This window comes from Shewanella mangrovisoli (assembly GCF_019457635.1).
GTDB classification, from domain to species: Bacteria; Pseudomonadota; Gammaproteobacteria; order Enterobacterales; family Shewanellaceae; genus Shewanella; species Shewanella mangrovisoli.
In genome coordinates, this window is sequence record NZ_CP080412.1 from 4,583,449 (window position 1) to 4,609,032 (window position 25,584).

Here is a 25,584-nt window from a genome sequence, read left to right on the forward strand (position 1 = left end):
CATGCAAGGCCAACCCCATCAGCCCAACATCAAGTCAAACCGTAAGCTTATCAGCCTACTGGTGTTGGGCTGCCTTGCAATGTTTGGCTTTGGGTTCGCCTTAGTGCCGCTCTACGATGTCCTGTGCGAAAAACTGGGCATTAATGGCAAAACCTCCAATACTGCCAGCAGTTATCAGGCGATCACTGTGGATAAGAACCGCGTGGTAACTGTGGAGTTTATCTCGCAGGTGCAGACGGGGATGCCGTGGAAATTTGAGCCACAAACGAAGCGACTCGAAGTGCATCCAGGAGAACTCATTCACACGGCATTTCTGGCGCAAAACGTCTCGAATAGAGCGACTGTGGGCCAGGCGATTCCCTCTATTTCGCCCGGACAAGGTGCGGCTTATTTTAATAAAACCGAATGTTTTTGTTTTAACCAACAACACTTAGCCGCGGCGAGTCGCGCCGAGCTGCCGTTGATCTTCTTCGTGGATCCTCAATTACCCGAGTCTATCCACACTTTAACCCTCTCTTACACCCTCTACGACATTACCGACAAGCAGTTAGCGTCTGCCATAGAGCAAGGAGCTGCAAAATGACCACTAAACATGAGACTTACTACGTCCCCGCCCAGAGTGCTTGGCCGATTGTTGGTGCTATCGGCTTGTTTTTAATTGCCTTTGGTGCAGGACATTTTGTTCATCAACTCAAATCTGGCGCTTCGGGTGGCGGCTATATTCTACTTGCAGGCATAGCCGTCATCCTGTTTATGCTGGTAGGCTGGTTTAGAACCGTGATCCAAGAATCGATGACGGGCCTCTACTCCCATCAAATGGATAGATCGTTTCGCCAAGGCATGAGCTGGTTTATCTTCTCCGAGGTGATGTTCTTCGCCGCCTTCTTCGGCGCCTTATTTTACGCCCGCATGGTCGCAGTACCTTGGCTCGGCGGTGCATCCAACAATGCCATGACCCACGAAGTCCTGTGGCCACACTTCGAGGCTGTTTGGCCACTCCTCACCACGCCAGATGGTACCAAAACCGAAGCCATGCCATGGAATGGACTACCGCTAGTCAACACCATTGTGCTGCTAACCTCCTCTGTCACGCTGCATTTTGCCCATACCAGCTTAGAAAAGGGTAAGCGTTCGGCCATCACCCTCTGGCTGGGACTCACGATTTTGCTCGGAATTAGCTTCCTTGCTTTGCAGGCCGAGGAATATAGCCACGCCTACCATGAGATGGGGCTAACGCTCACCTCGGGCGTATATGGCAACACCTTTTTCCTGCTGACGGGTTTCCACGGCATGCATGTCACCTTGGGCACCATCTTTCTATTAGTCTTGTTTTTCAGAGTGTTAAAGGGCCACTTTAGTGCGGATAAGCATTTTGCCTTCCAAGCGGGTAGTTGGTACTGGCACTTTGTCGACGTAGTCTGGCTCTGCCTGTTTATCTTTGTTTATGTGCTTTAAAGATTCATTAAAACAATTAGTTGAAAGCTTAAGGCGTGGGATTGAGACCAAGCAGTCCAGTCCCTAAAGCCACCAGCAAGAGCAGGATAACCAGTACGGAAAACATCACCCTACGGCCCAAATAGCGGCTCATAGGCACAGGGTGATCAGCGGTTTGATCGTCACCTTTAACCATAATGATTAAGGCTCTGCCTAGGTTAAAAATGATAAACAGTAACAGCAGTACTAAAACACACTTAAAAATGAACGGGATGTTCATACGCTATCCTTATGTTTTGTTGACCAAATTAATGGAGCTGCCTAGATATATTTGGCGGCATAGGGGAATGTTGTTACTGCTGATATTGACTGTGGTGGTATTCGTGATTTTGGTCAAGCTGGGTTTGTGGCAAATGGACAGGGCCGCTGAAAAAACCGAACTACTCGCACAAATGGAGGCCAGACAATCCGCTGCCGCACTCAATCCTGAACAGCTCATAGCTGAATTAGCTAAAGGTGGCGTTACTGGGTATCGCCTTGAGGTTCAAGCCAGCCCCGTTAATCCACAAATCTGGTTACTCGACAATCAGGTCTATCAAGGACAAGTGGGCTATCTCGCCTTTCAATTGCTGCAAATATCTCCTGAAAATCAGGCAAACGATGCTGAACAACCTTGGCTGTTACTCGAACTCGGCTTTATTGCCGCTAAATCCCACCGAGATGCCTTGCCCGAAGTCAGCCCCATAGTTGGTGAATTGGCTCTTACAGGCCGCCTCTATCAAAAACAGATTAATCCCTTGAGCCATCATTTATTAGCAGAATCCTTCACCACGGAACAAGGTGAACGGATTCGGTTTCAAAATCTCAATCTACCCGAGATGGCACAAATGTTAGGGCATCCCATCCTGCCCGCGGTGTTACAACCCGATGCCTTACCCCAATTACAACCAGCGCAGGCCTTGCCCCACCCTTGGCAGCCTTTCCCCCTCTCGGCCCAAAAACATTGGGGGTATGCATTGCAATGGTTTGCCATGGCAACTGTGTTTGCGGGGCTGATGGGTTGGCAAGGAGCGAAATACCTCAAAAAATCACGACAACGGCATCAAACCGATAAGGAAGCGACTAAGACCGAGTAACAGATACCTGCAAAATTTTAATAAAACAAAGCATTAGGGACAATAAGAGGAGCAAATATGGACTCCCAACAAACAGCCAAATACCGCGCATTGGGGTTATTGCTACTGGCCTTTATCGCGCCTGTAGTCATCGCTAAGTTAGTGCTGAGCATGCATTGGTATCAAGGCGGCTCCACCAACCATGGCGAGCTCATCAGCCCAGAAACCAGTTATACCAGTCTTGGCCTTAACAATCCTCAGCCTAAGGAATGGCAACTGCTGTATTTATTGCCCGCAAAGTGCGATGAAGCTTGCCGCGAGCGCTTGTATATCCTGCGTCAGAGTCATACCGCCTTAGGGCCGGATCAGGCTCGTGTCGAACCGCTTATTCTGGTGAATCCAGACAGTGACTTAAGCGCATTAAGCAGCTTTAACTTCAACACTCAGCCCGCCAGCCAAAGCCTCAGCCAATGGCTTGACCAACAGCAGCTGATTATTGTCGATCCACTCGGCGCACTCGTACTGCGTTACCCCCAAGTGCAAGGCAAGGCGGCACACTTAGCTCAGGGTAAGGCCTTGGTCGCTGATCTCCGTAAGTTATTAAAACTATCGAGGGTAGACTAATGCAACTGACTTGGCTCCTACGCATCACCATAGTCTTTACTCTGTTAGTGATTTTAATGGGGGCTTACACTCGGCTCTCGGACGCGGGACTTGGCTGCCCAGATTGGCCCGGTTGCTACGGCCATATCAAAGTGCCCACCCACGACCATGAGATCTCCCATGCCCAAACCCTGTTTCCCGACCACGATATCCATCCCGAAAAAGCCTGGCTCGAGATGATCCACAGGTATATCGCGGGCGCCTTGGGCATCCTAGTGTTACTGATTTTGATCCTTTGCTTGAAAACATCCCAAGCCCCAAAAAAGCTCCCCTTTGCCATAGTGTTACTCATCATCTTTCAGGCGGCGTTGGGGATGTGGACTGTGACGATGAAATTAATGCCGATTGTCGTGATGTCCCATTTAATTGGCGGCTTTAGCCTGCTCTCGCTCCTGCTCTTGCTGTATCTGCGAACGCGTCCGAGGCGAATTTTCGAAACCGCTGATATTCACAATCAGCGTGTTGCGAGCGTAGGATTTAATGGCGCCCATGGTTCGCGGATAGGCACGAGCCTTAAATTTCTCGGCCAGAGTAAACACTTACCGAAACTGGCGTTGCTGAGTCTGGTGGTGCTGATAGGTCAGATCATGCTCGGCGCTTGGACCTCCTCCAACTATGCCGCCCTCGCCTGTACGGCTCTGCCGATTTGCGAAGGAAATTGGATGGATAATCTCGCGATTGCCGATGCGTTTTCCCCTTTCCAAGGGCAACACCCAAGCTTTGAATTTGGCGTATTGGATTACCATGCCCGCATGACCATTCATATCGCCCACCGCGTCGGCGCCATCATTACCGCCAGTCTATTGTTGTTGCTCGCCTATCGGTTATTTTTCAGCACCCAGCTCAAGGCCCTAAGCCTATTGTTGGTCGCCTTAGTGATACTGCAGGTCAGTTTAGGGATTTCAAACGTGGTGATGCATTTACCACTGGGGATTGCCGTTTCCCACAACGGCGGCGCGGCGCTGTTACTACTCACCATAGTCGCGATTAACTATTTCCTTTGGCGCAGGGCACCTTAATCATCGGGGGATTTATCATGGCAAAACCACTCTCTATCAGCAGTCACCCCAGTGTTCACTTAGCTTGGCGTGCCTATTTCGAGATGACCAAACCTAAGGTAGTGGCCTTAATGCTGCTCACCGTCTTAGTCGGCATGTGTTTAGCCATGCCCACCATACTGCCAGTCAAACCTTTAGTGGCAGGCTTACTCGGCATCGCCATGATGGCGGGTTCGGCCGCCGCCTTAAACCATCTGATTGATAGGCGAATCGACGGCATGATGGCACGCACCTATAACCGACCACTGCCCAAGGGCCGAGTCTCGGCGACGAGGGCGTTGTTGTTCGCGGCACTCTTAGGCAGCCTAGGTTTTGTGATCCTCTATGTTTTTACTAATCCACTCACCGCTTGGCTGACCTTTGCCAGCTTGATTGGTTATGCCTTGATTTATACCGCCTATTTAAAACGGGCCACGCCACAAAACATTGTTATTGGCGGTTTAGCGGGCGCGATGCCGCCGCTCTTGGGTTGGACGGCGGTGACGAATCAATTCCATGGTCATGCGCTATTGCTAGTGATCATCATATTCCTGTGGACGCCGCCGCATTTTTGGGCACTGGCGATTCACAGACGCGCAGAATATGCCAAAGTGGATATTCCCATGCTGCCCGTGACCCATGGGGTAGAATTTACTAAGACTTGTATCTTGCTCTATACGATTTTGCTGGCGATTGCTTGCCTATTGCCAGTACTAGTCGGGATGAGCGGACCGCTCTACTTTGTGTGTTCAAGCTTGCTCAGCACGGGATTTATCTATAAAGCGTGGCAGTTAAAGTATCAGGATCGTGAAGGGCTGGCGATGCAGGTGTTTCGTTTTTCGATTTATCATTTAATGTTGTTATTCATGGCATTACTGCTCGACCACTATCTTTGGGCTTAATGTGCAACGAGCGATAGGGCGAGCATGGTCAAAGGACAAAATATGCAAGCAAGAATCTCCAACAAGATCTTAGTGATAGCGATTCTATTAATAGGGTTGGGTGGACTATTTGCAGTGAAGTTCAATCCACCTAAGCCCGTTGAGTTAGAGAGTGGTTTTTTGTTTCCTGAGGCGTTCGAGCTAGCGCCCTTTGAGCTTGTCGATCAACAGCAGAAACCCTTTACCAATGCGAATTTGAAGGATCAATGGAGCCTATTCTTTATCGGCTTTACCTATTGCCCCGATGTCTGCCCGACCACCTTAAACAAACTCGCCGCCGCCTATCCTGAGCTGAAAAAAATTGCCCCCATTCAAATCGTGTTTTTATCCGTAGATCCGAAGCGGGACAGCCCAGAGAAACTCCTCACCTATGTGAATTTCTTTAATCCTGAGTTTAAGGCAGTGACGGGTGAGCAAACCCAAATATTCCCCCTCACCCGCAGCCTAGGCCTCACCTATGCCATGGTCGGCGAAGGGGATAATTATCAAGTCGATCATAGTGCTGGCTATGTACTGATTTCTCCCCAAGGCACGCGGGTTGCGGTGTTTAAACCCACCGCAGCCTTAGGTAAAGCCCCTCAAGTACTCAACCAAGCCTTGATCGGCGACTTCGATAAAATAGTCAAAAGCTACAAACCTAAATAGCCGCCGCTGAGGTGTTACTCTTTAACCCAAGTGCCGTCGTCTTTGGGTCTCACCCATGCCTGCGAAAACCAGTAATAGCCGTTGCGCGTCTTGCTTGGCGCCGTGCAATTGTAGCGTGAGCGCCCCGCTGGTAAGGCTAAATCGGCTTGAATACTAAATTCATTATCACTGCTCCAAGTCGGCGTTTTAGCGCCTTGCCCTTGGATATAACACATGACCTGCTTGGCCGAAATATCGCTCATATCGAGTTTAACCTTAAGCTCGGGGCGCCAATGCCCGCCCTTAAGCTCAGGATCGCTAGGCGTTTGCTCAAGCACTGGCATATTGAGGCTGTATAACTTGGCTTTTAAGCTCTTTAGATCCGCATATTGCCCCGCTACAGGGAAGCGCGGCAGCGCCGTGAGTGGCGAATAGGGACCAGCCGCACCTGACTGCTGACCAAAAGCAACAAAGCCATTGTCACTCAACATATCTTGAATCGCCTGATTGTATTCGCCATAGGGATAGGCCAGCATTTTAAAATTCTGTCCCGTCGCCTCACGAATCGCGTTTTCGGTGTCCTGAATATTGGCTTTAATTCGCGCTAGCCATTGGCTTTGGGATTCATTATCGAGTTTGCGGATCAGATGCTCATGGGCCCAGCTGTGGTTAGCAATGTCAGCCCCTTCCTTGGAGAGCTTAATCAGCTCCTCCCAGGTCATCATCTCGGTAAACTTTTGTTTAATCGGCTCAATTGCCACAAATAGGGTGTAGGGAAAACCAAATTCCTTTAGGATAGGGTGCGCTGTGGTCGCGATGCTGCGATAACCATCATCGAAGGTGATCGCCACCGTTTTTGCGGGTAAATCTTGCTTGTTTTTGATCGCCTCAACCACTTGGGATAAAGGGATAACCTTAAAACCATCGTCCGCCAGAAACTGCATTTGCTCACGAAATTGTGCAGGCGTGACGCTCGTCGCCGCCGGTGTGGTTTCTGACACATGGTGATACTGTAAAATGACCACAGCATGGGCCGAGAAAGTCATCAGCCCTAAGAGTGCCAATAACGCACGTTTAACCATAATGTGAATACCTCTGAATCAATGACTACCGCAAAATCCACCGCACTCGCGCTCCTGTTGAATGGCACCAAGAATCGCCAGCTGCTCGCGCTTGCCCTGCCGATGATCCTCTCCAATATCACGGTACCGCTGTTGGGATTGGTCGATACGGCCGTCATCGGGCATTTAAGTGACGCCTATTATTTAGGGGGCGTCGCACTCGGGTCAACGATTATCACATTAATCATTTGGTTATTAGGCTTTTTACGGATGGCGACTACCGGATTGGTCGCACAGGCCTATGGCGCAAACGATACCGCGCGCCAATTAAAGTTGCTGGTCCAAGGCGCCATACTGGCGACAGGGCTGGGTATCGCTGTGATCCTATTACAGATCCCGATACTGAATTTAGCGCTCGGCCTCTCCGAGGCGAGTGTGGAAGTCGAGCGTTATTGCCGAGAATATTTTCAAGTCCGAGTCTGGTCGACACCATTCGCCCTGCTCAATTTAGTGATGCTCGGCTGGCTCCTTGGCAGACAACAGCCCAAGGCGGCCATGTGGCAGCTTATCTTCGCCAACTTAGCCAATATTATCCTCGATGTGTTGTTCGTCTTAGGTTTAGGCTGGGGAGTTAAAGGGGCAGCACTTGCCTCACTATGTGCGGATATCACCGCCTTTAGCGTTGCGCTCTACATGGTATTACAACAGCTTAAGTTAATACCTCGATTCCAATTTGCCGATATTAGAGTTCACCTGAACTTGTCGGGTTACGGCCAGCTGCTTAGACTCAATACCGATATATTTATCCGCAGCCTATGCCTGCAAGTCGCTTTCGCCTTTATGACTTTTCACGGTGCAGGCCTTGGGGATAATACGGTCGCAGCCAATGCCGTCTTGTTGAATTTACTGTTATTAATCGCCTACGCCCTCGATGGCATTGCCTATTATGCCGAGGCGGAAGTGGGCAAAGCCTACGGACAAAAACGCACACAGCCACTGCGCGAAGCTGTACTCCTGGCTTGGTGTTGGTCCGCCATCTCTGCATTGGGTTTCAGCCTGATATTTTATCTTTTTGGAGACCGTATCATCGGGCTGCTAACCAATATTGATGAGGTGAGAACCACAGCGCAAATTTATCTGCCTTGGCTGATATTACTGCCGCTTTGGTCTTTTAGTTCCTATCTGTTTGATGGGGTTTATATTGGCGCCGCTAAGGGAAAAGTGATGCGTAACAGTATGATTATCGCGACATTTGGCGCCTTCTTCCCGACATGGTATTTGCTGCAATCGCTGTTGCCTCCCGAGCAGGCTAACCATGCACTGTGGGCGGCCATGACAGCCTTTATGCTAACGCGCAGCTTCACCCTAGCGGCACATTACCGCTTTAGCAAGGCATTTATTCTTAATTAGTTCTGTAAAGACAGTAGCTTACTTAAGGTTATCCCATTAAGATACGCGGCATCATTGTAATAAAATTGTGATGCGTTATGAAAAGGATTTTACCTTTGTTACTCCTGTGGCTAAGTCTGCCACTGCTTGCCCAAACCGTTCCTCAGCTTGCCGTCGAGGCCTTTGCCAGTATTCCCGATGTCAGCTCAGTGCAACTGTCGCCCGATGGCAAAAAAATTGCCTCTATCGTTCGGGTAGACCAGCCCAAACTTAAGGGCACAGTGGTCAGTATTCTCGATTTAGAAACGGGCAACAAAGATTACGCGATTCACACCGATAACCAGAAGTTTGTCCTGCTGTCATTACAGTGGGCAAATGACACCACTTTGCTGATCAGCGCTAAGTTTCCGGCAAATCGCTATGGCACACCGACGACCGAAACTCGCTTGGTGAAGTACGATTTAACCACGCGAAAAACCACGAGCGTGCTCGCCCGTAGCGTCATCGACCGACTCAGTTGGATCCCCCAACATCAGGGACAGATTATCGATATGATGCCGGATGACCCTGATAATATCTTGCTCTCCCTCGATGGTATGGGCGAAGAAGTGGGTGAAGACAGCGTGCTTAGAGTCAATCTCTCTCAGGGTAAATCCTCGTTTATTCAAAACTCTAAACGTAAAATCATCGGCTGGATTACCGACAGGCAGCACAAGGTCCGTATCTCCATCTATAACGATGACACTGAGTACCGGATCTACGAGCAACCGGAACAAAAGGCAGAGCCACGCTTACTCTGGACCTTTAAAGCCTTCTCCGACGAGAGCGTCTGGCCACTAGGTTTCGATGCCGACCCCAACATCTTATTCGTACGCGCCTACCACCAAGGCTTTGAAGCTATCTTCAAGGTGAATTTAACCGATCCTAAGCTCACCAAGGAGCTGGTGTACGCCAACAAAGATACCGATGTTGAAGGCAATCTCATCTATTCAGAACTCAAGAAAAAAGTCATTGGGATCAGTGAAGGCGACGGCGAAGAGTACACCTTCTGGGATCCTGAATATGCGGGTCTGCAAAATGGACTAAAAGCAGTATTGCCCAATGCCCATAACTACATCACCCAATTTAGCGCGGATGAACGCCGCTATATCGTCTACTCCACCAGTTCGACTCAACCTGGCACCTATTACTTCGGCGATAGGGATGAAAAGGCGTTATTTCCGATTGCCGATAGATATAGCCAGCTAAGCAGCGAACAACTCGCCGATACTCACTATCTGAGCTACGAAGCGCGGGATAAACTCAAAATCGATGCTTACCTTACAGTGCCAAAGGGTTTGGAGGCCAAGCAACTCCCCACCATTATCTTTCCCCACGGCGGCCCCATAAGTTACGACAGTAACGACTTCGATTATTGGGCGCAGTTTTTCGCCAACCGTGGCTACGCGGTATTTCGAATGAACTTTAGGGGCTCGGCGGGCTACGGCTATGAGTTTATGAAGGCCGGCCTCAAAAGCTGGGGGCTCGAAATGCAAAACGATGTGGAAGATGGTACACGTTACCTAATCAATCAAGGGATTAGCGATCCACAGCGTATCTGTATCGTCGGCGCGAGTTATGGTGGTTATGCCGCCTTAATGGGTGCGGCGATGACACCCGACCTGTACCGCTGCGCGGTCAGTGTGGCAGGGGTGACAGACGTGGCTTACCTGGTAAAATCCAGTCGCCGTTTTACCAATTATGAAGTCGTTAAAGAACAAATTGGCGATGATTTTAGCGCCCTCTATGAGCGCTCACCCGTCAGTAAGGCCGATAAGATCAGCATCCCGGTATTACTACTGCATGGCGATAAGGACCGAGTGGTTAAGGTGCAACATAGCCGCGAAATGTTCGACGAACTGAAATCACGTAAGAAAAACGTCGAATATATTGAGCTCGAAAATGGTGACCATTATTTAAGTAACAATGACCATAGGTTAACCACCTTTAAGGCGCTCGATAAGTTTTTAGCTGACAACCTGAAAACCCAGCTGTAGCCACAAAACGCCATAAAAAAACGCGACTCACAGGTCGCGTTTTTTATTCAGTTCAACACCAGCTTAAGCGTAAGAATGCGCGCCGTGTTGGTGATCGGTCACATCGCTCACACCAGAGAGTTCACCTGCGAACATATCTAATAGCTGCTTCTCGATACCATCTTTTAGGGTGATATCAACTTGCGAACAACCGTTACATCCACCGCCAAACTGCAGTACCGCTACGCCTTCTTGGGTGATTTCAACCAGCATGATGTTACCACCATGGCTTGCCAGTTGTGGGTTGATTTCAGATTGGATCACATACTCAACACGCTCTGCTAAAGGCGCATCTGAAGCCACTTTACGCATTTTTGCGTTAGGGGCTTTAAGGGTTAATTGCGAACCTAATTGATCGGTCACGAAGTCGATTGAGGCTTCTTCTAAGAAAGGCGCACTCTTCTCGTCAACCATAGCGCTAAAGCCATTGAATTCTAATTCAATATCATCGCTTTCAACGGCGTCAGGCGGGCAGTAAGACACGCCACACTCGGCTTGTGCGGTACCTGGACTGATCACAAATACGCGAATATGAGTGCCTTCAGGTTGATCGGCTAACAACTTTACAAAATGGGCCTGAGCCGCATCGGAAATAGTAATCATGGAAACCAGCTCCGTCAGGGGATACCTGAGTGTTTTAGTAAGAATTAGGCGTATGATACTCCTACTCACACGCGCTTTGTAGTCCCTAGGGTAGCAAGTTCTGGAATTTTGCAAAATCCATCACGCTTTCAATGCAACAACTTAACCTGTAGAGCACTAGCGGATAGCTAACGCGGATCGTCGTTTTCACTCGCAATATCATCCAATAAACCCGGCGCTTCGGCTCTGGCTAGACACCATATTTGCACCTGTATATATCGCGCCTCGAACAAACGGGCAATTTCTGCCACTGTTGTGCCAGTCGTCACCACATCGTCCACCAGCGCAATCCGTTGATAAGCAAAATCTGCATTTAACTCAAAAGCATCCTGTAGATTTCGTCGTCGCTGTGTGCCATTGAGTCCGGCTTGTGGGCGGGTATCCTGCCGCCGAATTAATCCGTCACAGGCCAGTGGCAGCGAGAGCTGCTTCGATAATTCATGGGCAATTAACCATGCTTGATTAAATCCACGTTGACGCAGCCGATTAGGGTGTAAAGGGACTGGCACTATGGCCTGCGGCAGCGTGATAAATTCTTGCTGTTCAAGCTGATCAATGCGCGCCACTAAGGCTTGGCACAATATGGGTAAGGCGGCGAGTTGCCCCTGATATTTAATGGCCGCTATCCAAGGGCCAAAACCTTGATGATAACTACAAGGTGCGATGACTTTTCGCGGTTGATGCCGTTGGCACTCTCCGCAATATTCGAGTTCAAGTGACATGGATTTGCCACAACCTAAACAAATTGGGCTGTGATACAAACCCGTTTGCAGGCATACCTGACAAAATCCCGCTTCCTTTGCATTGAGGGATTGGTGGCACAGTAAGCAGCGGTTAGGTAAACTGCCCGCCAAGTAACGCTGCCCCAAATGCGAAACTATGCGTAACAGCTTCGCTCCCTGTTGCGACCAAGTCCATTTGCTATCGCCCGACATACAACTTCCTATTAGAGGTATTTTAGTGAACTCTGCGACGCCAGCCCATCATCCCCAACTGCATATCGACATCCGAGGCCAAGGGCCGGATCTGGTGATACTCCACGGTTGGGGGGTTAATAGCGCCGTCTTCACGCCGCTCCATGAGCAGCTTTCTGAGTATAGAGTCCACTATGTCGATCTGCCCGGCTTTGGCCTAAGTCAGCCAATCGCAGGCAATTTAGCGATTTGGGTGGATGCGCTAATCCATGCCTTGCCCGCCAATGCGATTTGGGCCGGCTGGTCACTGGGTGGCTTAGTGGCCACCCAAGCCGCAATAAGCTATCCCTCCCATGTCAAAGGCTTAATGACTATCGCGTCCTCGCCCTGTTTTATGGCGAGGGAGGAAGAAGCATGGCCTGGCATTCCACCGCAGGTGCTCAGCATGTTTGGCGAGCAGCTTGGACAAAATTTACCAAAGACGATTGAGCGCTTTTTAGCGATTCAGGCCATGGGCAGCGAAACCGCTAAAGACGATATCAAGCAGCTGCGGGATTTAGTGCTAGCGCGCCCGCTACCTGATGCAGCCGCCTTAACGCAAGGTCTTGATATGTTGAATCAAATCGATCTTAGGCCGCAATTATCGGCGATACAGCAACCTTGGCTGCGGATCTGGGGTCGACTCGATGGACTCGTGCCCAAACGCGTTCAACCTAAGATGCCCACAGCAAGCCACATCACAGATGTGATGCTCGCCAAGGCATCCCACGCACCGTTTGTGTCCCACAGGGAAGAATTCGTGCAGGCAATTACACCTTGGCTGGCGCAATTCAAGGACTAACGCTTTATCTTTGAGCAATAAGTGGCTAGTATTTAACCATTAAGGCCACAAGGAATTTTTCATGCTGCTTGTCAGTAACTACCCCCAAGTTCCGATAGCGACGACCAATGTCGCGACGGACTCGGCTCGGGTCGACAATCAGCTCAAACCCGTGGTTATCCCGCCGCAGGCCGCGACTAAGGGCCATGAAGAGCGCGCCTTTAATCCGCAAAATGAACGTACCGCAGATCAAACTCAGCAGCAGGCACGTTTGCTCGAGCAAAATCAGCAACAAGTTCAAGACAAACAGCAACAACAGCAGTCTTCACAGCAACAGAGTCAGCAACAGCAAGAGAAACAAGCTCCGATAGTTGCTGCCGATCGGGCGCTCCCAAAAACCCTTAAAGTGCCAGTGCGCGGCCCAGCGGCGCTGCAGCGTAAAGATATTCGACTAAAGGTCGGTCAAAACACTCCTCGCCCCGCCAATACCACAGCGAAAACCACGACAGCGACGACGCGTCAGCCGATGCAAGGGGAGTCTCCTCAGTTTTATCAACAGGTTGGCCAGCGTATTGGACAATACTATGCGCAGCAGACTCAGCCCGAAGCCGAACCTGCTATGTCGGCTTGGATTTAAGATCTGCTGGTTTAAAGACAAGTTTCAAAATAAAAATGCCGCTAATCAGCGGCATTTTTAATTCGGTTATTTACCCGAGCGATACAGCTCTTGCTGGTAGGCTAGGCTGCCCCACAGAGCCCAACCTAAGGCCTTTTTCTCCAGCGACTGCGCCGCTGGGGCATAAGGGGTTAAGTGCTCGGTCTTTTCATCATACTGGAAGCCCTGCGCCGCTTTCTCCGGCTGCAGGATAACTACATCTTTACCTTCCATCAGGGCAAAGTTTTTATCGTATTGCATCAGCGCACGCCCCGGCCAATCGTCGCTAACCTGAGTTAAGTCACGACCGAGCATAGGGTAAGAGTCTGAAATACCAATCAAAGATAACAAGGTTGGCGGTAAATCGATTTGACTCACGACACGGTGATCGCGTTTTGGCGCAACATTATCCCCAATAATTAGCCCAGGAATACGGAAGCGCGAGACTGGCACCAGATCGGCCCCACCGACACGGCTATCGTGGTCGGCGACTACGATGAAGATAGTGTCCTTCCAGTAGTCAGCATTTTTCGCCAGTTTGAAGAACTCACCAATTGCATAATCGGCATATTTAGCCGCGTTATTGCGGGTCTGCTTAGGTTGTTCATACAGCTCAATACGGCCATCGGGGAATTCGAATGGATCGTGGTTACTCGAGCTAAAGACTAAGCTAAAGAATGGCTTACCTTCACTGTGAAGACGCTCAAACTCACTGTTCGCCTTACGCATTAAATCTTCGTCTGAAGCGCCCCAAGAGCCAACAAAGGCCGGGGACTGATAATCCTTCTGGTCGATAATGTCGCTAAATCCATTACCAAGGAAGAAGCTGCGCATATTGTCGAAATGGCTCTCACCACCGTAGATAAATTGGGTGGTATAGCCGTGGTTTTTCAGCAATTCGGCGAGGGTGAAAAAGCCCGTCTGGCTCTTACCAAGTTTCACCACGGCACGGGCCGGCGTTGGGGTAAAACCTGTCGTCACAGCTTCGATTCCGCGCACTGAACGTGTGCCAGTAGCGTAGAGATTATCGAAATACCAACCTTCCTGTGAGAGCGCATCGATATTCGGCGTTAAAGGCATACCGCCTAAACTCCCCACAAAACGGGCGCCTAAGCTTTCCTGCAACAGGATCACGAGATTTTTCGGTTTACCGTTGTAACTGGCTTGGTTAAAGCTTAATGAGGGGATGTCGCTCGAGGTAAAGGCACTCTCAGGGCGGCCACTCTCTTGCCTGATTGTCTTGATGATCTCCTCTCTGTCTAAGGAGCCATACACCTTAGAGGCGTCTTCTTCGCTGCCCATTTGCTTAATCGCAAACACCAGCGAATAAGCGGAGTTAATCACCAAAGAGTTAACTAATGGATCATCGGCAAATGCCACCATCGCGGGGTTGATTGGACGATGGCCTAAGGTTGAGCGCGCGCCCAACAGGGTCACGACGATCACCATGACAGCTAACACAGGACGCCAATACCAACGTGGGAAACGCAGATTCTTAGTCAACTTACCACTGAGAGTCCAACCGCCCCACAGCGTCGCGAGGGTGAGCAACACAGAGAAAATCAGCTCCAGCTTGCGTCCCGCCCACAGCATCGACAGCACTTCTTTGGGGTAAATCAAATACTCCACATACAAGCGGTTCGGGCGAATGCCGTATTCTTCAATAAAGGCTGGCGTTGAAACCTCAAGGAATACAATGGCCCACAGACCTAAGGTTAGCCATAGGCGCAGCACTCCTTGCCAAATGCGGCCAAGCAGATGATCGCCTGAAAACAACGCCGTACCTAAGGCGGCGACACCCCATAACCAACACAGGGTTGCGATATCGACACGAATACCTTGCAGTAACAGATGCGACCAACCGTCAACGGCGGCCACACGTTCGCCCTGCCACAGACCTAAGCCAACGCGGCTAGCCGTAGCAATAGCGAGTACTAACAGACTGAAAATAAGAATGACGCGAAACGGCCCATGGGCGGGCTGACGTCCACGAGCGGATAAACCTGACTGCATGTATAACCCCAAAACAGTAAACTTCCACTCAGCTTTGGAGTGTCAATTTGAGAAAAATCGGTGAAAAAGTTGTGTTATGACAACCGATTTTGCTTAACGTTGCATTAAATGCCGACTTTATATTACCTAGGACAGCATATATGCAACAATTTTGTGGCTAACAAGTAAAAAAATGTCGGCTCGCACACAAGTGTATATTCGAGCCGACCAGAGTCAGATTACTTTTTCAGCTTAGCGAAGGCGTCGGCAAAGGCATTGCCCATGGCCGCGTTGACAGGTGCAGCTTTTGGCGCGGGACGCGCAGATTTATGCTGTATATTGCCCTTATGAGCCTGTGGCTTACCTTGAGATGGGCCGCGTGATTGACTCTTGCTCTGATCGATAGCCTCATCCAGACGCATACTCAAGCCAATACGACGACGCTCGACATCGACCTCCATCACCTTCACTTTCACGACATCACCCGCTTTCACCACGGTATGGGGATCGGTAATAAATTTGTCGGTTAATGATGAGATATGCACTAAACCATCTTGGTGCACGCCGATATCCACAAAGGCACCAAAGTTAGTCACGTTAGTGACAACACCTTCGAGGATCATCTCAGGCTTCAGATCCTTAAGCTCCTCAACCCCATCCTTAAACTTGGCGGTTTTAAACTCACCACGGGGGTCGCGGCCCGGTTTATCCAGTTCGCTTAGGATGTCGGTCACTGTCGGTAAACCAAACTCAGGGGTCGTAAACTCCTGCGGCTTGATGTTGCGTAGCAGCTCAGAATTACCGATAAGGCTCGCCAACTCCACTTGCTTGGTCTTCGCAATGGTTTCGACCAGTGCATAGGCTTCGGGGTGAACCGCCGACATATCTAAGGGATTGTCGCCATCACGGATCCGCAAAAAGCCCGCAGCTTGTTCAAAGGCTTTAGGGCCTAAGCGTGGTACTTTTAACAGCTCTTTACGGTTTTTGAAGGCGCCATTAGCATCGCGGTAATCGACCACGTTTTTCGCTAAGGTTTTGTTTAAGCCAGCAACTTGCGACAGCAAAGGCACCGATGCCATGTTTAAATCCACGCCCACACCGTTTACGCAGTCTTCGACCACGGCCTCGAGCGAGCTAGATAGCTGACTTTGACTCACATCGTGCTGGTATTGACCCACACCGATGGACTTAGGCTCAATCTTCACCAGTTCCGCTAAGGGATCCTGTAAACGGCGAGCAATAGAAACGGCGCCACGGATAGACACATCTAGCTCTGGGAACTCCAGTGCGGCGAGTTCGGAGGCGGAATACACGGACGCGCCCGCTTCACTCACCATCACCTTGGTCAGTTGCGGTTGGCTGTCCTTAAGGCTGGCAATCAACTCACCCGCTAACTTGTCTGTTTCGCGTGATGCAGTGCCGTTACCAATCGCGATTAACTCCACCTTATGCATTTGCGCTAAGTTGGCGAGGGTGCGAATTGACTTGTCCCACAAATTCTGCGGCGCATGGGGGAAGATAGTCGTGTGTGCCACTAACTTACCCGTGTTATCCACTATAGCCACTTTAACGCCCGTGCGTAGACCTGGGTCTAGCCCCATAGTCGCCTTGGCACCCGCTGGTGCGGCCATTAACAAGTCGCCTAAGTTACGGGCAAACACTTTAATGGCTTCCGCTTCGGCGCGCTCACGCATTTGCGAGATAAACTCGGTTTCCATTTGCAGGGCAATTTTAATCCGCCATGTAGCGGTCACAACGGTCTTAAGCCATTGGTCGACACTGCTCTCGCCAAGTTTTAGGCCTAAGTGTTCGCTAATAATGACTTCGCAGTAACTGCCCTGACCCGCTTCGGCAGCAGGATCGGCATTCATCGATAAGGAGAGGAAACCCTCATTGCGGCCACGCAACATCGCCAAGGCGCGGTGTGATGGCACTTTCGCCAGAGGTTCGTTGTGCTCGAAATAGTCGCGAAACTTCGCGCCTTCCTTCTCTTTGCCAGCGATAACACGGCTTTCTAACACACTGTTTTGACTTAGGTGGTCACGAACTTTACGCAGTAATTCCGCATCTTCGGCGTAACGTTCCATCAGAATATAACGGGCGCCTTCCAGCACAGCTTTAGTATCGGCAAAACCCGCTTCGAGATTCAGATAACCCGCCGCCAATGCTTCAATATCCGCCTTGCGATCGGCAAGCACAGCTTCAACAAGCGGCTCTATTCCTGCTTCAATCGCTATTTGGCCCTTAGTGCGGCGCTTAGGCTTGAAGGGAAGATACAGATCCTCGAGGCGGGTCTTGCTGTCGGCACCTTCGATTTCCCTTTGTAATTCAGGCGTTAACTTACCCTGAGTTTGAATGCTGGATAAAATGACCTGACGTCTGTCATTCAGCTCACGCAAATAGCCTAAACGGGTGTGCAGTGTACGTAATTGGGTGTCATCTAAACCACCGGTCGCTTCTTTACGGTAACGGGCGACGAAGGGAACTGTGGCACCATTGTCGAGCAAATCTATGGTGGCAGTGACTTGATGCTCCTGAACATTCAGTTCCTGAGCAATAATTTGGGCAATAGTCTGCATAAATAAAGTATCGTGCCTAAGGGTTTGATTGATCCTAATTGCGCCCAAGATACCACAGGCGCAGTCGTTATTTCATATGATGCTGTCGATTTCAGCATGAAAATCGACGAGAGTTTGATCTACTAAAGGTTATTCAGGCTCGCCCTCGAGCGGCGTCTCGAATGGGGTATAGCGGATGTCATTGATATACCATTCCTTCGGACCCGAGGGGGTTTGCACGACCACTTCATCATCGACCAGTTTGCCGATCAGTGCCCGCGCCATGGGGGAGTCTATGGTGATGTAGCCGAGTTTAGTGTCGAGCTCATCCTTGCCGACGATACGATAACGCACGCGCTCGCCCACTTCGTTTTCGAGCTCGAACCAAGCGCCAAAATAAATTTTGCCTTCCTGCTGGGGAGAATAGTCGACGATTTTGAGTTCTTCGAGGCGTTTGACCAGATATCTAACCCGACTATCTATTTGACGTAGAAGTCTTTTATTGTAAGTGTAATCCGCGTTTTCACTTCTATCGCCCTGGGCGGCTGCCTCTTGCACTTTAAGGGTGATCTGCGGACGATATTCCTTCCACAGGTACTTTAATTCTTTATCTAAGGTCATCCAGCCTTGGCGGGTGATCAAATGCGCTTTCATAACTCAACTATCCACAGGTTTAACCATGTCGAGTCACTTTACTCGACACTCAAACAAGATTATTGCGCCGGTTCGATATCGATACCAACGACTTGATTACGGCCATTATGTTTAGCGATATATAGCTGCTGATCCGCAACTTCAACCAAAGACTCCCAACTTTGCTCGGCGACTGGTTGAATTGTGGCAATTCCGGCGCTCACTGTGACCTCACCAAACTCTGAGTCTAGATGCTCTAAATGCAGGGCATGCACCGCATCTACCATCGCCTGTGCGAGACGCATGGCGCCAGACAGCTTAGCCTCTGGCAGGATACAGATAAACTCCTCGCCACCGTAGCGGGCGATAAGATCGTTAGGACGTTTTAACATACCTTTGACGGCATCGGCGACCAGTCGCAAACATTGGTCTCCTTCCTGATGACCATAGCGATCGTTATAGCGTTTAAAAAAGTCCACATCCAGCATGATAACGGACAAATACGCCTGATTACGGCTGCAATGACGCCAGATTTCGGGTAAGCGTTGCTCGAATTGGCGACGGTTAGCCACGCCAGTCAAACTGTCGAGCAAGGCGATGGAATGCAATACATCGGATTGGCGCTTAAGTAGATATTGGTTCTTTACCCGCGCACTGGTGATGATGGGGTTGATCGGTTTGTGAATAAAATCCACCGCGCCGAGTTGAAAGCCCTTCACTTCTTCCATCTCATCAAAATGGGCGGTTATATAGATCACCCCAATATTGGCGGTGGCAGGATCGGCTTTTAGTCGCTGACAGACTTCATAACCTGTCATCTCAGGCATTTCGATGTCTAACAACACCAGATCGGGCTGCATTTTTTGGCATACCTGCAGCGCCTGCTCACCACTCGTCGCCATGAACATCTCATATTCCTCATGGAAGAGTTGGTGCAAGATTTTGATATTCAGTGGCTGATCATCCACGATCAAAATCTTGCCTTTGGTGGCCTGTTGCGTCGCCATTAATTCACTTAAATACTGCACTAGGCATTCTCCAACATCATCGCACGCAATGTCTCTAAGGCTTGCATAAAGGCGAGGGATTGCACTTGTCCATTCAGCTCCGTCCATTGTGGATGCTGTGAGAGCGGTTTTGCGAGTTTATCTACAAGAGTCACGGCTTCTAAGTTATTTTCCTGTAAGAGGGAGGCCAAGTTATCCAACTCGGCTCGAACACTTTGTATATCCAAAACACCGTTTGCAGGCTCGCTCAATTGCGGCTGTTTTAACTGTGTCTTGGGTAAAAAGCCAGAAAGCTGCTCAATACTTTGATTAATTAAAGACTCCAGTGTATCCGTCCAGCATTTTATTTCCAGCAGCTCTAGGCCTTCTTGTTTAAATTGTTTTTCTAAAAATGCTGCATGCACAGCTAAACGCCTCGCGCCAAAGTTGCTGGCAATGCCTTTAATCGCATGGCTAATCGCCGCTGTGGTGGCGTAATCAAAGGTTTTTGTCGATTGCTTGAATAAGCTTAGCTGTTTGGTCATTTCAGGGGCAAAACTGCTCGCCATTTTCTCGAAAAACACTTGGTTGCCGCCAAAGCGGCGCAGGATCAAGCGAATATCGTCAAGCAGGGTTTCGCCTTCGAGATTATGTTGAGCGTCAAGATGCATTGACTCAGGCTCTGCGAACTGTGCCGCATCACGCCCCACCAGCCGCAGAATATTCGGCAATAACTGCTGCATATCTATGGGTTTGCTCACGTGGGCATTCATGCCCGCCTCGAGGCATTCCTGTTTATCTGCCTGCGAGGCATTCGCCGTCATCGCCAGGATAGGCAACTGGTCAAAGCGGCCATCGGCGCGGATCCGCCGCGTGGCTTCAAGGCCATCAATATCCGGCATTTGCATATCCATAATCACGGCATCAAACATGTCGCCGCTGTCTAATACTTGGGTAACCCCTTCAATGCCGCCTTCGGCCAGCACAACGGTTGCGCCCTCGTAGGTGAGCAGCTCGTCAATCACCTCGCGGTTTAATTGATTATCTTCAACCACTAACAGCGTGAGCCCCGCCAAGAGTCGCTGTGAGCGCGGTTTAGGATTGGCGTCCATGGTCTTGCCTTCGATGGCATTGAGCACGGCTTCGGCCAGAATTTGTGAAGTCACAGGTTTAGTTAAAAAGTTCACAAAAGGCACGTTGTTGATATGCTGGCTCTCGGCTATCACTTCATGGCCGTAGGCCGTTAACATCACCACCAGCGGGGTATAATTGCCAGTTCCAGCATTTTTCAGCATCTCTGCAGTTTGTAAACCATCGATATCCGGCATGCGCCAATCCATCAATACCACATCAAATTGCTGAGCATTGGCAGTGGCTTGTTTCACTTTTTCTATGGCTTGATAACCACCCGAGGCAGTTTCAACCACACAGCCGTAATCGCTGAGGATTTTCGATAGGATCTCAGTCGTGATCTGATTGTCATCAACAACCAAAATACGATAACCGCTCAAATCGGCGCGTGGGTTAGCCTCCACTTCCATCACGGGGAAGGTTAAATCAAACCAGAAACGGCTGCCCACACCGACCTTACTGGTCACTTGCAGTTGGCCGCCCATTAATTCGACGAGACGTTTACTAATCGCAAGCCCAAGCCCAGTACCGCCAAAACGGCGTGAAGTGGAAGACTCAGCCTGCTCAAAGCCAGTGAAAATCCGCTCGATTTGCTCCTCGCTGATGCCAATACCGCTGTCGACAATCGAAAACTGCACAGTAACGCTCTCCGCCTCGTGGCGTAGACATTCCAGCCCGACGATCACTTGACCGTGTGGGGTAAATTTGAGGGCATTACCAGCAAGGTTGATCAAAATCTGCTGCAACCTTAACTGATCGGCCAGCAACCACGCGGGCAGCGCTGAGTCGAGATCGAACATCACTTCGACATCGCTATTGCCATGATTGGCCGACAGTACCACTGCGAGATCCCGCATCAGCAATTCAATCGAGCAAGGATGAAGGTCGAGCTTCAACTTACCCGCATCAATTTTTGAGAAGTCTAAAATATCATTTAACAGCCCAAGCAATGATTTAGCGGCCGTTTGCGCCTTAGTCACATAACCCTGCTGCTGCACCGAGAGGGCGGTATATTGCATCAGCTGCAACATCCCCAACACGGCATTCATCGGGGTGCGGATTTCATGGCTCATATTGGCAAGGAACGCCGACTTAGCTGCATTGGCGGTATCCGCCTCCTGCTTGGCATTTCTGAGTGTTTTTTCTAACTGCCGCTGGGCGGTGATGTCGATATTGATGCCAATGACTCGAATCATATGACCCTGTCTGTCCCGTTCGATTTTAGCGGCGGCCTGCACATACCTAATCTCACCGTCCGTTGTTAGGATCCTAAAAATCGGCTCATAGGGTTCATCATGCTCGACCGCGCGTTTAAGCGTTTCTTCGGCCTCGATTACATCATCAGGGTGCACTCGCATCCGCCAATGTTCATAGCTAAGTCCTTGCTGCTTTAGACTTTCAGGCTGGTCATACATAGCAAACATGCGATCGTTCCACTGCAACGAGTTATCGAGCAAGTTCCAAGTCCAGATCCCGAGCTTAGCGACTTCGGCCGCCTTGCTTAGGTGGTTACTCGCCGTGAGTAAGGCTTCTTGCTGGGCCACAATTTGCGAGATATCCACCCCAATGCCAAGGTATCCCAAAATGTCACCATCATTACCACGCATCGCCGTCACCGAGAGCGATATCGGGAATTGGCTACCGTCTTTACGCACATAGGTCCAAGTGCGGGTTTCGGAGCCATCTTCCCGCGCCTTATGCACAAACGTATCAAAGCCTTGAATTGTTTGGCCATACTCCTCAGAAAGCTCAGCCGCCCTTGCGGTTATTTCCTCGGGGATATGGAATGGTGCAGGGGTGGTTTTACCTATGATCTCCTCGGCAGAATACCCCAGCATGCGTTCGGCACCGCGGTTAAAGATGGTGATGATGCCCTGCGGATCGGCGGCAACAATCGACATTTCGGAGGCGGCATCCAGCACATTAGTTAGGAGTGTCGCAATCCGATTTTTTTCAATCTGTGCCAATTTACGTTCGGTAATATCGGTTTGCAGCGCCACAAAACGCTCGACTTCACCATGCTCATCGAATACTGAACCAATCACAGTATCGAACCACTTCAGCTCTTGATCTTTCCCTCGGTTACAGATTTCTCCATGCCAGGATTTACCCGCCTTAATCTGTTCCCACATCGTCTTCCAAAACGCAGCATCGTGCTCACCCGACTTAAGCACCGCGTGGGTCTTACCAACTAATTCTTCCCGCGCATAGCCACTGATCAAACAGAAGTGTTCATTCACATCTAAGATTACCCCGTCTAAATCGGTGACTGAGTAATGCAACTGTTGGTTGATGGTATCGAGCAGCGCCTGATTCTCGAGTAGAGCCTGTTGCAACGCATGGGTGCGCTTCGCGACTTGGCGCTCAAGACTGGCGTTGAGGTTAAGAATATGCCGCTCGGCATCCTGCTGCGCCGTGATATCCCGTATGGTTTGGCTCAAGCCAACAATGTCGCCATGTTCATCGTAAATGGGCAACGCCGTGGTCGAAGTCGACAGGTTACTGCCATCGGCGCGTTGATGGCGCGATACCCTGTTCAGCACAGTTTTTCCGGCTAACACGTCGGCAAATAGTGCCTGCTCCTCGAGCACTATGCTGGGGGGCACAATCAACTCACTACTCGGCAATCCCAGTGTTTCTGGCTCCGTATAACCAAAGAGTCGCTCTGCGCCTTGGTTCCAACTGGTGATATTGCCGGCAAGGTCATAGCTGATAATACCGTCGAGGGAGTGTTCCAACATGCTGGCGCGCCGAGCCTGCTCGGTCAACACTTGCTGTTTACGCTGTAAGCTCAAAGACCACATAGCAATCAAGGCCGCCAGCAACAGGCTAAACAGGCAGCCGCTGAACAACACTAGACTCGGCTTATTTAAATGTAATGATTTGATAAATGCCGGATAAGCAATCACTTCAAACTGCCAATGCCGCCCAAAAATCGTCTTAGTGGACTTGTAGCTGTAATCCGATAACTCGCTTAAGTCATTGGCGTGGGTTTCGAAGAAATTGATCGGCTGCTGCTCATCCGTCACATCGCTCAGCATCAATTTGGTCATTTTCTGATGAAGAGATAAGCCCGTTAAGATTTCGGTCGTGACCAGCGGCGCGTAGCTCCAGCCAAAGCCCTGAGCCAGACGTTCTTCCGGAGTAGCGGGAACCACATTGGTACGATAAACGGGTAATAAAATAAGGAACGATTGCAGTGGCTTACCCGTAGCTTGTACTAAGGTAATAGGTGCAGAGATTTGCACCGCCCCCGACAACAAGGCACGGTCTGCGGCTTCTTTTCGATGGCTTTCGGAGGCAATATCTAAGCCGACTGCCGCCTTATTGCGGTCGAGCGGCTCAATATATTCAATAAGATATTTTTCGCCCTCGTTTGGATTGAGCTGACGAATATGAAAGTCAGGCCAATCCATCGATTTAACCCGCGCTAAAAACTGCGCTTCGTTCTCTTTAGTGACGCGCCTGATAAAACCAAAACCCCGGGCGCCAGGGAACTCCTCATCCACATCCCGCGTCAGGCTGTAGTTTTGAAACATGGAACGACTAATATGGTCTTCGCCCGCCGTCAATATCATGCCTCGGGCGCCCCGCAGGCCATATTGGTACAGGGTAATCCGGTTAGTCACATTCTCACTGATCTGCTGCGCGCGCTCTTCTAGCGCCTGCGAAATAGTTTGTGCATTGATACGACTCACCTGCCAAGCAAGCACGACACTGAAAAACAGTCCCACGAGCAAGACGAATAACCCCCACTTGGAGGCTTGCTTGTAACTCATCGACAGGGTCATATGCACCTAATAATTAATAATCATAGAGTTATGATTCTGGACTAATCAAAATACTTTTGCCATAAAGCTTAGCGTTTAAGCCAATAAATGCGTCAAAAGTCGCTAGTGCCAATTTAGTTACAATTTCAGTTACATACTAGATAAATGTCATGATTCCCATGCAATTTCATTTGCTTAGTATTAACATGAGTTAGCAATTAGCCGAATTCGACCACGATTGGCTTACATCATGAGCTAGTCGCTCAGATTGAATCCGGCTATATTAAGCACATTCTTGGCAGATTCGTTTTCAATTTCAGCCAGTTAATCTTTGTTGTATGACGGCATAAAGAATAAAAGCAATAATCCGAGCAATTTAAGGACATCCCATGGGACAAGAAACCTCGAAAATCCTCGTCGTCGATGATGATATGCGCCTACGAGCACTACTCGAGCGTTACCTGATGGAGCAAGGCTATCAGGTGCGCAGTGCGGCCAATGCTGAGCAGATGGACCGTTTATTGGAGCGGGAAAATTTTCACCTGATAGTGCTCGATCTGATGTTGCCTGGAGAAGATGGCTTATCCATCTGTCGTCGCCTGCGCCAACAGGGCAGCACGATTCCGATTGTGATGCTCACCGCCAAGGGCGATGAGGTCGACCGCATTATCGGCCTAGAACTCGGCGCCGATGATTACCTGCCGAAACCCTTTAACCCAAGGGAATTATTGGCACGGATCAAAGCGGTAATGCGTCGTCAAATCCAAGATGTGCCCGGCGCACCCGCGCAGCAGGAAGCCGAAATTAGCTTTGGCGAATTCTCCCTCGACTTAGCCACCCGTGAGATGTACCACGGCAATGAGGCCATCGCCCTCACCAGTGGCGAGTTTGCGGTATTAAAAGTGTTAGTGACTCATCCACGCGAGCCTTTATCGCGGGATAAATTGATGAACCTCGCCCGTGGCCGTGATTATTCGGCGCTGGAGCGCTCAATTGACGTACAGGTTTCGCGCCTGCGCCGATTGATTGAGAAAGATCCCGCTAATCCGCGCTACATTCAAACCGTGTGGGGTCTTGGCTATGTGTTTGTACCCGATGGTGCAGCCCGTCGATGAGCCATTCTTGCCTGAAGTCGCCAGTGCGT

21 protein-coding genes are annotated in these 25,584 nt (G+C 50.1%); 12 read left to right on the forward strand and 9 right to left on the reverse strand.

Features of this window, described 5'->3' with window-relative positions; genetic code table 11:
- Position 1 precedes the first annotated feature (1 nt).
- Entirely contained in the window at positions 2-583 is a 582-nt protein-coding gene (locus K0H60_RS19940) for a cytochrome c oxidase assembly protein (RefSeq protein WP_188870788.1), read from the forward strand.
- The gene (locus K0H60_RS19945; RefSeq protein WP_133181674.1) at positions 580-1,455 is read left to right on the forward strand and encodes a cytochrome c oxidase subunit 3; all 876 of its coding nucleotides are present in this window, start codon (positions 580-582) and stop codon (positions 1,453-1,455) included. Before K0H60_RS19940 ends, K0H60_RS19945 begins: the two co-directional genes overlap by 4 nt.
- Before the next feature lie 28 nt (positions 1,456-1,483).
- Here the strand turns inward: K0H60_RS19945 and K0H60_RS19950 are convergent, their stop codons facing one another.
- The gene (locus tag K0H60_RS19950) at positions 1,484-1,714 is read right to left on the reverse strand and encodes a DUF2909 family protein (RefSeq protein WP_041412864.1); all 231 of its coding nucleotides are present in this window, start codon (positions 1,712-1,714) and stop codon (positions 1,484-1,486) included.
- Between K0H60_RS19950 and K0H60_RS19955 the strand changes: the two genes are divergently transcribed.
- Genes K0H60_RS19955 through K0H60_RS19975 form a run of 5 tightly spaced genes read left to right on the forward strand, consistent with a single transcriptional unit; the run spans position 1,659 to position 5,835 of the window.
- Positions 1,659-2,570, forward strand: coding sequence for an SURF1 family protein (locus K0H60_RS19955; protein WP_220056821.1), 912 nt, complete (start codon positions 1,659-1,661; stop codon positions 2,568-2,570). The two genes, K0H60_RS19950 and K0H60_RS19955, sit on opposite strands and share 56 nt — an antisense overlap.
- Before the next feature lie 57 nt (positions 2,571-2,627).
- Positions 2,628-3,173 (forward strand): redox-active disulfide-containing membrane protein, encoded by a 546-nt coding sequence (locus K0H60_RS19960; RefSeq protein ID WP_089068793.1) that lies wholly within the window; start codon positions 2,628-2,630, stop codon positions 3,171-3,173.
- Complete coding sequence (locus K0H60_RS19965) at positions 3,173-4,231, forward strand: COX15/CtaA family protein (RefSeq protein WP_220056822.1); 1,059 nt, start codon at positions 3,173-3,175, stop codon at positions 4,229-4,231. Before K0H60_RS19960 ends, K0H60_RS19965 begins: the two co-directional genes overlap by 1 nt.
- 17 nt (positions 4,232-4,248) lie before the next feature.
- Positions 4,249-5,151 (forward strand): heme o synthase, encoded by a 903-nt coding sequence (cyoE, locus tag K0H60_RS19970; RefSeq protein ID WP_220056823.1) that lies wholly within the window; start codon positions 4,249-4,251, stop codon positions 5,149-5,151.
- A gap of 24 nt (positions 5,152-5,175) precedes the next feature.
- A complete protein-coding gene (locus K0H60_RS19975) occupies positions 5,176-5,835 on the forward strand; it encodes an SCO family protein (RefSeq protein WP_434086663.1) in 660 nt (219 codons plus the stop codon).
- Between the two features lie 14 nt (positions 5,836-5,849).
- Here the strand turns inward: K0H60_RS19975 and K0H60_RS19980 are convergent, their stop codons facing one another.
- Positions 5,850-6,896 carry a polysaccharide deacetylase family protein gene (locus K0H60_RS19980; RefSeq protein ID WP_088212508.1) on the reverse strand — a complete coding sequence of 349 codons (1,047 nt, stop codon included), beginning with the start codon at positions 6,894-6,896 and terminating at the stop codon, positions 5,850-5,852.
- A 21-nt stretch (positions 6,897-6,917) separates the two neighbouring features.
- Here K0H60_RS19980 and K0H60_RS19985 point away from each other — a divergent pair, with 21 nt between their 5' ends.
- Both K0H60_RS19985 and K0H60_RS19990 read left to right on the forward strand, forming a co-directional pair.
- Entirely contained in the window at positions 6,918-8,285 is a 1,368-nt protein-coding gene (locus tag K0H60_RS19985; RefSeq protein ID WP_220056824.1) for an MATE family efflux transporter, read from the forward strand.
- A 77-nt stretch (positions 8,286-8,362) separates the two neighbouring features.
- Positions 8,363-10,300, forward strand: a complete 1,938-nt coding sequence (locus K0H60_RS19990) for an alpha/beta hydrolase family protein (RefSeq protein WP_220056825.1) — start codon at positions 8,363-8,365, stop codon at positions 10,298-10,300.
- Positions 10,301-10,363: 63 nt separating this feature from the next.
- Here K0H60_RS19990 and nfuA read toward each other — a convergent pair whose 3' ends face one another.
- A complete protein-coding gene (gene nfuA, locus K0H60_RS19995) occupies positions 10,364-10,942 on the reverse strand; it encodes a Fe-S biogenesis protein NfuA (RefSeq protein WP_220056826.1) in 579 nt (192 codons plus the stop codon).
- A gap of 167 nt (positions 10,943-11,109) precedes the next feature.
- Positions 11,110-11,916 carry a ComFC family protein gene (locus K0H60_RS20000; RefSeq protein ID WP_220056827.1) on the reverse strand — a complete coding sequence of 269 codons (807 nt, stop codon included), beginning with the start codon at positions 11,914-11,916 and terminating at the stop codon, positions 11,110-11,112.
- Between the two features lie 25 nt (positions 11,917-11,941).
- On the opposite strand from K0H60_RS20000, the gene bioH reads away from it, so the two are divergent.
- Both bioH and K0H60_RS20010 read left to right on the forward strand, forming a co-directional pair.
- Positions 11,942-12,736, forward strand: a complete 795-nt coding sequence (gene bioH, locus K0H60_RS20005; protein WP_220056828.1) for a pimeloyl-ACP methyl ester esterase BioH — start codon at positions 11,942-11,944, stop codon at positions 12,734-12,736.
- Between the two features lie 61 nt (positions 12,737-12,797).
- Positions 12,798-13,352: a hypothetical protein gene (locus tag K0H60_RS20010; protein ID WP_220056829.1), complete on the forward strand. Its 555-nt coding sequence runs from the start codon at positions 12,798-12,800 to the stop codon at positions 13,350-13,352.
- 66 nt (positions 13,353-13,418) lie between these two features.
- On the opposite strand, the gene K0H60_RS20015 is transcribed toward K0H60_RS20010, so the two are convergent.
- The 5 genes from K0H60_RS20015 to K0H60_RS20035 all read right to left on the reverse strand — a co-directional run bounded on the left by K0H60_RS20015 (position 13,419) and on the right by K0H60_RS20035 (position 24,461).
- On the reverse strand, positions 13,419-15,383 hold the full coding sequence (locus tag K0H60_RS20015; protein ID WP_220056830.1) for an LTA synthase family protein: 1,965 nt from the start codon (positions 15,381-15,383) through the stop codon (positions 13,419-13,421).
- A gap of 218 nt (positions 15,384-15,601) precedes the next feature.
- Positions 15,602-17,941: a Tex family protein gene (locus K0H60_RS20020; protein WP_220056831.1), complete on the reverse strand. Its 2,340-nt coding sequence runs from the start codon at positions 17,939-17,941 to the stop codon at positions 15,602-15,604.
- Positions 17,942-18,070: 129 nt separating this feature from the next.
- Positions 18,071-18,574 carry a transcription elongation factor GreB gene (gene greB, locus K0H60_RS20025; protein ID WP_220056832.1) on the reverse strand — a complete coding sequence of 168 codons (504 nt, stop codon included), beginning with the start codon at positions 18,572-18,574 and terminating at the stop codon, positions 18,071-18,073.
- 59 nt (positions 18,575-18,633) lie between these two features.
- Positions 18,634-19,560 (reverse strand): diguanylate cyclase, encoded by a 927-nt coding sequence (locus tag K0H60_RS20030; protein ID WP_220058212.1) that lies wholly within the window; start codon positions 19,558-19,560, stop codon positions 18,634-18,636.
- A gap of 20 nt (positions 19,561-19,580) precedes the next feature.
- Positions 19,581-24,461: a PAS domain S-box protein gene (locus K0H60_RS20035; RefSeq protein WP_220056833.1), complete on the reverse strand. Its 4,881-nt coding sequence runs from the start codon at positions 24,459-24,461 to the stop codon at positions 19,581-19,583.
- Between the two features lie 368 nt (positions 24,462-24,829).
- Between K0H60_RS20035 and ompR the strand changes: the two genes are divergently transcribed.
- Positions 24,830-25,555, forward strand: a complete 726-nt coding sequence (gene ompR / locus K0H60_RS20040; RefSeq protein ID WP_011718733.1) for an osmolarity response regulator transcription factor OmpR — start codon at positions 24,830-24,832, stop codon at positions 25,553-25,555.
- The last annotated feature ends 29 nt before the right edge of the window (positions 25,556-25,584 follow it).

What these genes read in the sequence shown, in the direction of transcription:
- greB (WP_220056832.1), bottom strand. Translation starts at nt 18,574, where the DNA reads ATGAAAGCGCATTTGATCACCCGCCAAGGCTGGATGACCTTAGATAAA.
- K0H60_RS20020 (WP_220056831.1), bottom strand. Translation starts at nt 17,941, where the DNA reads ATGCAGACTATTGCCCAAATTATTGCTCAGGAACTGAATGTTCAGGAG.
- K0H60_RS20010 (WP_220056829.1), top strand. Translation starts at nt 12,798, where the DNA reads ATGCTGCTTGTCAGTAACTACCCCCAAGTTCCGATAGCGACGACCAAT.
- K0H60_RS19965 (WP_220056822.1), top strand. Translation starts at nt 3,173, where the DNA reads ATGCAACTGACTTGGCTCCTACGCATCACCATAGTCTTTACTCTGTTA.
- K0H60_RS20035 (WP_220056833.1), bottom strand. Translation starts at nt 24,461, where the DNA reads ATGACCCTGTCGATGAGTTACAAGCAAGCCTCCAAGTGGGGGTTATTC.
- ompR (WP_011718733.1), top strand. Translation starts at nt 24,830, where the DNA reads ATGGGACAAGAAACCTCGAAAATCCTCGTCGTCGATGATGATATGCGC.
- K0H60_RS19960 (WP_089068793.1), top strand. Translation starts at nt 2,628, where the DNA reads ATGGACTCCCAACAAACAGCCAAATACCGCGCATTGGGGTTATTGCTA.
- K0H60_RS19945 (WP_133181674.1), top strand. Translation starts at nt 580, where the DNA reads ATGACCACTAAACATGAGACTTACTACGTCCCCGCCCAGAGTGCTTGG.
- K0H60_RS19950 (WP_041412864.1), bottom strand. Translation starts at nt 1,714, where the DNA reads ATGAACATCCCGTTCATTTTTAAGTGTGTTTTAGTACTGCTGTTACTG.
- K0H60_RS19985 (WP_220056824.1), top strand. Translation starts at nt 6,918, where the DNA reads ATGACTACCGCAAAATCCACCGCACTCGCGCTCCTGTTGAATGGCACC.
- K0H60_RS19980 (WP_088212508.1), bottom strand. Translation starts at nt 6,896, where the DNA reads ATGGTTAAACGTGCGTTATTGGCACTCTTAGGGCTGATGACTTTCTCG.
- cyoE (WP_220056823.1), top strand. Translation starts at nt 4,249, where the DNA reads ATGGCAAAACCACTCTCTATCAGCAGTCACCCCAGTGTTCACTTAGCT.
- nfuA (WP_220056826.1), bottom strand. Translation starts at nt 10,942, where the DNA reads ATGATTACTATTTCCGATGCGGCTCAGGCCCATTTTGTAAAGTTGTTA.
- K0H60_RS20030 (WP_220058212.1), bottom strand. Translation starts at nt 19,560, where the DNA reads ATGGCGACGCAACAGGCCACCAAAGGCAAGATTTTGATCGTGGATGAT.
- K0H60_RS20015 (WP_220056830.1), bottom strand. Translation starts at nt 15,383, where the DNA reads ATGCAGTCAGGTTTATCCGCTCGTGGACGTCAGCCCGCCCATGGGCCG.
- K0H60_RS20000 (WP_220056827.1), bottom strand. Translation starts at nt 11,916, where the DNA reads ATGTCGGGCGATAGCAAATGGACTTGGTCGCAACAGGGAGCGAAGCTG.
- K0H60_RS19955 (WP_220056821.1), top strand. Translation starts at nt 1,659, where the DNA reads ATGATAAACAGTAACAGCAGTACTAAAACACACTTAAAAATGAACGGG.
- K0H60_RS19990 (WP_220056825.1), top strand. Translation starts at nt 8,363, where the DNA reads ATGAAAAGGATTTTACCTTTGTTACTCCTGTGGCTAAGTCTGCCACTG.
- K0H60_RS19975 (WP_434086663.1), top strand. Translation starts at nt 5,176, where the DNA reads ATGGTCAAAGGACAAAATATGCAAGCAAGAATCTCCAACAAGATCTTA.
- K0H60_RS19940 (WP_188870788.1), top strand. Translation starts at nt 2, where the DNA reads ATGCAAGGCCAACCCCATCAGCCCAACATCAAGTCAAACCGTAAGCTT.